8 protein-coding genes are annotated in these 5,519 nt (G+C 71.7%); 5 read left to right on the top strand and 3 right to left on the bottom strand.

The features are described 5' to 3' along the window. Positions 1-1,210 (bottom strand): ATP-binding protein (locus tag AC0CYZ_RS19580; protein ID WP_472218353.1); only part of this gene is annotated, 1,210 nt, incomplete at its 3' end. A gap of 363 nt (positions 1,211-1,573) precedes the next feature. Here AC0CYZ_RS19580 and AC0CYZ_RS19575 point away from each other — a divergent pair. Both AC0CYZ_RS19575 and AC0CYZ_RS19570 read left to right on the top strand, forming a co-directional pair. Continuing rightward, positions 1,574-2,299, top strand: coding sequence for a response regulator transcription factor (locus AC0CYZ_RS19575; RefSeq protein ID WP_472218351.1), 726 nt, complete (start codon positions 1,574-1,576; stop codon positions 2,297-2,299). A 144-nt stretch (positions 2,300-2,443) separates the two neighbouring features. After that, entirely contained in the window at positions 2,444-2,797 is a 354-nt protein-coding gene (locus AC0CYZ_RS19570) for a hypothetical protein (protein ID WP_472218349.1), read from the top strand. Positions 2,798-2,816: 19 nt separating this feature from the next. Here the strand turns inward: AC0CYZ_RS19570 and AC0CYZ_RS19565 are convergent, their stop codons facing one another. Then, the gene (locus AC0CYZ_RS19565; protein WP_472218347.1) at positions 2,817-3,203 is read right to left on the bottom strand and encodes a helix-turn-helix domain-containing protein; all 387 of its coding nucleotides are present in this window, start codon (positions 3,201-3,203) and stop codon (positions 2,817-2,819) included. Positions 3,204-3,567: 364 nt separating this feature from the next. Between AC0CYZ_RS19565 and AC0CYZ_RS19560 the strand changes: the two genes are divergently transcribed. Then, a complete protein-coding gene (locus AC0CYZ_RS19560; RefSeq protein ID WP_472218345.1) occupies positions 3,568-3,855 on the top strand; it encodes a hypothetical protein in 288 nt (95 codons plus the stop codon). Positions 3,856-4,015: 160 nt separating this feature from the next. Beyond that, positions 4,016-4,312, top strand: a complete 297-nt coding sequence (locus AC0CYZ_RS19555; RefSeq protein WP_472218343.1) for a hypothetical protein — start codon at positions 4,016-4,018, stop codon at positions 4,310-4,312. A gap of 8 nt (positions 4,313-4,320) precedes the next feature. Here the strand turns inward: AC0CYZ_RS19555 and AC0CYZ_RS19550 are convergent, their stop codons facing one another. Continuing rightward, positions 4,321-4,794, bottom strand: a complete 474-nt coding sequence (locus AC0CYZ_RS19550) for a hypothetical protein (protein ID WP_472218341.1) — start codon at positions 4,792-4,794, stop codon at positions 4,321-4,323. A 318-nt stretch (positions 4,795-5,112) separates the two neighbouring features. Here AC0CYZ_RS19550 and AC0CYZ_RS19545 point away from each other — a divergent pair. Continuing rightward, a partial coding sequence (locus AC0CYZ_RS19545; protein WP_472218340.1) for a hypothetical protein occupies positions 5,113-5,519 on the top strand: 407 nt, incomplete at its 3' end.

Raw genomic sequence — 5,519 nt, 5'->3', positions numbered from 1 at the left:
CCGCCCGGGCGGCGACGACGGCGAGGTGGGCGGCCGGGTCGGAGACGACGAGCTTCGCGAGCAGGGGGTCGTAGCCCAGGCTCGTCCGGTAGCCGACGTACCCGGCGCCGTCGACCCGGATGCCGCGCCCGGAGGGCATCTCGTAGGCGGTGAGCGTCCCCGCGTCGGGTGTGACGGCGCCGTCGGGTCCGGTGCGCTCGCCCGTGATCCGCGCCTGCAGGGCCGTGCCGCGCGGGAGCGGGGCCCGGTCCTGGGTGAGGCCGAGGTCGGCGAGGCCGGCCCCGGCCGCGAGCCGGATCTGGGTCGCCACCAGGTCGACGCCGGTGACCTCCTCGGTGATCGTGTGCTCCACCTGGATCCGGGGGTTGACCTCGATGAACGCGAACCGCCCGCCGGCCACGAGGAACTCCACGGTGCCCAGGCCGGCGAAGCGGACCGACTCCCCCAGCCGCACCGCGGCCGCGAGCAGCCGGGCGCGCACGTCCGCGTCGAGGCCCGGCGCCGGGGCCACCTCGACGACCTTCTGGTGGCGGCGCTGCACCGAGCAGTCCCGCTCGCCGAGCTGGGTGACCGCACCGGTGCCGTCACCGAGGATCTGGACCTCGACGTGGCGCGCCGGGCGCAGCAGCTCCTCGGCGTAGACGCGGTCGTCGCCGAACGCGGTGTCGGCCTCGGACGCGCAGCGGGCCAGCGCGTCGGCGAGCGCGGCGGGGTCGGTCACCTGCCGCATCCCGCGTCCCCCGCCGCCGGCGACCGCCTTGACCATGACCGCACCGGTCCGCGCGAGGAGCGCGCCCGCGCCGTCCTGGCCGGCGGCGGCGAGCACCGGGAGCCCGGCGGCCGCGGCCAGGTCGCGGGCCCTGGTCTTGTCGCCGAGTTCGGCCAGCACCTCCGGCGACGGCCCGACGAACGTGAGGCCGTGCTCGGCGCACGCCCGCGCGAACGCCGGGCTCTCGCCGAGGAAGCCGTAGCCGGGGTGGACGGCGTCGGCGCCGCCCTCCTCGGCGGCGCGCAGCAGGTCGTCGACGTCCAGGTAGGCGGCCACGCCCGCACCCCGCAGTGCGACGGCGGCGTCCGCCTTGGCCACGTGCGGGGCGTCGGGCTCGTCGGTGGCGTACACGGCGACCGAGACGATCCCGAGGTCGGCGGCGGCACGGGCGATCCGGACGGCGATCTCACCCCGGTTGGCGACGAGCAGGCGCGAGAACACCGGATCACCATCTCACCGGGCGGAGAGGCAGCGGGGTGCCGTCCGTCCGGGTCGGTCGACCGACCATGTCCACGGAGCGTGAGGGGCACCGGAGGTACCGCCGGGTGGTGTCGCCGGAGGACCCCGGAGGTCGACACAGCGTGAGGCCACTGCTGCGTTGGGATACTGAGAGTACCCATCCGCCGTCTTGTGGCTGGTACCGCGCGAAAGTCATAGTTGCGCTTAGTGCCCCAGACCCCGGCGCTGGTCGTTCGATCGTGGACCATCTCGTCTGGGGGTCGTGGTGAGAGAGCCTGTCGTCGTCAGCCGTTCGGGTGTGCGGGGACCCGTCGGACCCGCTATGCGGATCGACGGTACGAGAGCGTGACCGTCTGCGTGGTCTACGACGATCGCCGCAGTGCCCGCGAACGGCTCGGCATCATGTTCGGCGCGGTACCGGAACTCCGGGTGATCGGGGTGGTCAGCGCGGACGAGCTGATCCACCGCCTCGTCGGGGACCCGGGACAGCTGGCCGTCGTGGGCACGCAGCGGGCCGTGCCGTCCGGGGTCGATGCGATCCGGCGGCTCCTCGCGGTCCGCCCGACGGCCGCGGTCATCGCCGTCGGTTCGGCCGACGACTGCGCGACCGCGGGTGCGGCGGTCGCGGCGGGCGCCCGCGGATTCGTGCGGTGGGACGCGCCGGCCGTCGTCACGCTGTCCCTGGTCCACGCGCTCACCGCGGTGAGCACCACGCAGCCGTCGACGGTCCGCCCGGACGGGACCGGCGACGCGGCCCCCACGATCGTTCCTGCGGCGCCGCGCGGTGTGGGCTCGGGCACGAGAGCCGGGCCCTCGCCCGGTGGCACCGTCTCCGTCCGGTCGGCGGTGCAGAGGCAGTTGGGCATCTCCCAGCGTGAACTGCAGGTGCTCGGTGGCATCAGTCAGGGAATGAGCAACGCGGACATCGGGCGGGAGCTCTACCTGTCCGACAACACCGTCAAGTGCCACGCGCGCCGATTGTTCGGCAAACTCGGCGTGCACGAACGAGCCCACGCCGTCGCCCTCGCCTACCGCTGCGGGTTGTTCTCCTGCTCCGACGAGGCGGCGTGACATCGGCACCACACCTCCGGACGATCGAGTAACGCGATGGACCGTTGCTGCGACTACTCATCGAGGAGTACGCACAGTCACGGTTCGGTCACGTTGAGACAGCGGCCGAGTGCGCGCAGCACCGCCGGAGGATGGGGCACACCGATGCGAGAGATCGCCGGGTCGGACGGCGGGGGGCCGGCGGGAACCGCTCAGGTCCTCGGCCAGGAGATGGCGCACCAGACGCACCCGACCTGGTGCGAATTCGACCAGCCCGGCCCTCTCGGCGGCACCGAGCACCACTCGCGCCTCCTCCACTGGCGTCCGACCTATCTGCCGGACGTCGTCGTGACCGGCTGGCTGCGTCGCCTCCGGTACGCGGACGGCAGCGAGGAGACCCCGGCGGTCGTCCTGGAGGTCGACAACCCCGAGCACCCGGGCGAGCTCGCGCTGACCGGGGAGGACCTGGGCTCCCTCGCCGAGCATCTGCTGGCCATGCGCGGAATGCTCCGCGAGTGACCGCGGCATGAGCCGGTCGTCAGCCGTCCGCCGTCGTACACCCGCCGGCCGGAGGGTCGGTGGTCCGCTGGCGACCTTCGTTGGCGATGCGGAACTGCTTCGCCAACTCGACCACCGCCCGCCACTGGTCGTCGGTGAGGTGGTGGAAATCGTCCGGCAGCGCGCGCACCCGGTGGGCCGGGCGGTTGATCTCGGCGAGCACCGCGTTGTAGTCCAGGCCCAGCGCCGCGCACAGCGGCCTGATCGTGTCGTAGCGCGAGTGCGAGACGCGACTCTTGAGCACGTTGTGGACGGTGCCCTCGGAGACCGGGTCGCCGAGGTCCGCGGTCAGGCGCGCGAGCTGCTTGATGTTCACCCCGCGTCGAAGCATCGCCTCTCGGACGATCTCGCCCAGACTCCGCTCCACGGGCGGAACTGTACGGCGTCCGGAACGCCGGTTGCCCACCCAGTGTCATCAGACATCCGAGTCGGCCATCCGTCCCTCACCCGTTCGGGACCGGTTCCCGCCGGCGACGACTCCCTGTTGACCATTTCGCGCCATTGCGATCATACGACGGCGTCGTCTAGGCTCAGATGAGGATTATGAAGTTGAGCCTCGAATTCCTCTTCGGTGCTTTCGATTGCTGGCGGCTCCGGCGTGAACGCGACGAGATCGACGAGTTCCACGGGTCCATGGGTTCTCGTCTCGGGCGGCGGACCCGGGTGAGATCGACGACCCTCACGGCACGTGCCGCGAGCCCCACCACGGCGGAGAGCGGAAGGCGGAGCCCATGAACATGGCCGGCTGGGTGTGCGTGGGCATCGTGGCGTGGTTCGTGGTCAGTTGCGGCATCGGGCTCCTCATCGGCGCAGCCATCATCCGGGCGACTGCCGAGCAGGCCCAATTCCGGGCCTGGGAGGAGATGGCGTTCGCGGGAGACCGGCGTGCCGGGGCGGAGGACGACCTGGCGTCCCGGATCGGAGCGGAAACCCGGCTGGCGGCGGGGCGACCCGACGTCGCGCCGTCTCCCATGACGGCTGGTGACGGCGTCGCCGCCGACCGTCCGCACACCGCCTGAACACGACGGCACACTCGCATCTTTCGGCGTAGGCTCAAGGCGTAGTTGTCATCTTGCTCTCGCTTCAGCCCTCACCCACCTGGTGATGGTCGCTCGACTCCACGGGCGTTCCGAGAAAAAGCCTCCGATGGTGGGTCGCTCTGGGCGAGAGGAGTGCGCGATGACGCATCCCCGGAGTTCGTCGTGCGGCGTCGGCACGTGTCCGCACTGCACCGCCTCGGCCCACGCGCTGGTCGACGGCCTCCGCTCGGTCCTCGCCGTCTCCTACGTCCCCCTCACGGGGCTCGTCGCGGTGCTGGACACGACGACGACGGTGTGGGTCCTCAGCCTCGACTCGGGCAGTTCAGCGGAGGATCAGTGCTGGGCACTGCTCGACGTGCTCAAGGTCCTGTCCCTCGGCGTGGACGCCGCCGAGGGGGCGAGGAAGGTGCCCGCACTGCGCGTGGTCCCGAGCTGACCGAGGTCCTACGTCCCCGGCCGGGAACGGTCGGAGTGCCCCGATTCCGTACCCGACGGGGATGCGCTCTTGGGCCATTCCAGCCTCAACCCCTGCAGGGCCTCGGGCGGAGCGACCTCGCGGCCCTCGTCGTGCCGGGTCTCGGCGACGGCTGCGCGGACCAGGGTCAGGATGGCCTCGCGCATGCGCTCCGACAATCGCTCGGTCAGGGCCGGGAGCAGATGTGCCAGGTCCGTCCCCCGAGTCCGGACGTCCAGACCGACGCTGCGCGCGGCGGCGAGGACGACGGTGGTGATGTCGACCTCCAGGACCTCCGAGATGACCGTCAACGATGACGGATCGGGGAACTTGCGCTGCGCCACCCCGGATCCCAACTGCTGCCACCGTCCGCGGGTGAGGGCGCGGCCCGAGGCCCGCTCGAGGTCGCTGTAGGACCAGCCCCGTTCCTGCATGCCGGCGCGGATGAGTTCGTGCAGCGGCATGGCCGAGTGAACGTCTGCGGGTGGTACGTCGTCCTCGGACACGGGGCGTCTCACTCACACTCGGCGGGGTGGGGGCGCGGCCGACACCCACACCGGGGTGAATCGCATTATGCATCCCCGGCCCGCCGGTGGACGGTTCTCGGCGCGCGCCGTGCCGGCCGTTCCGACGGCACGACCCGTGGACGAGTCCCCGCACGGGGAGGTTCCGGCAGGCCCGGCGCCGGGCGCCGACACCCTGTCCGCCGCGTGAGGGCCCGCGCCCGACGCGACGGCCGCGCCCTGCTGTCTAGCCGCACTTGCCACAAGTGATGAGGCTGCTTGACGCACGGCGACACAAGCCGCAGTGTCGGATTCGTCAAGCGACAGAATTACCTTCCTATTCGCGCGCTGACGTCGGTCGGCGATGAGGGAATCAATGTGATGTATCGACCGATCCTCGCCACGCTCGCCGTGTCCGGGATGATCATGGGCGGAGTCGTCGGCGTCGCCTCGGCGAACGCGACCCCGTCGGCCCCGCTCGCCCCCCCACCCATCAATGTTCGAGCCGAACCAGCGGCGGCACCCGGAGCCAATCCCTTCGCTCCCCCGGGGCGAGGCGGACCCGGGCCCGTGCTGGTCGCTCGGACATCCGGCGTCGTGTCGGGCAATACTCCAGGCCTCTACGGGGGCACCATGGAGAACGCCTGCGACAGCAGCTCGATGGTCGCCTTCCTGACCCAGAACCC

It is taken from the genome of Actinomycetospora sp., from assembly GCF_055612215.1.
Note: the sequence above shows the minus strand (reverse complement) of the source record. Positions and strands in the feature narration are given on the sequence as shown.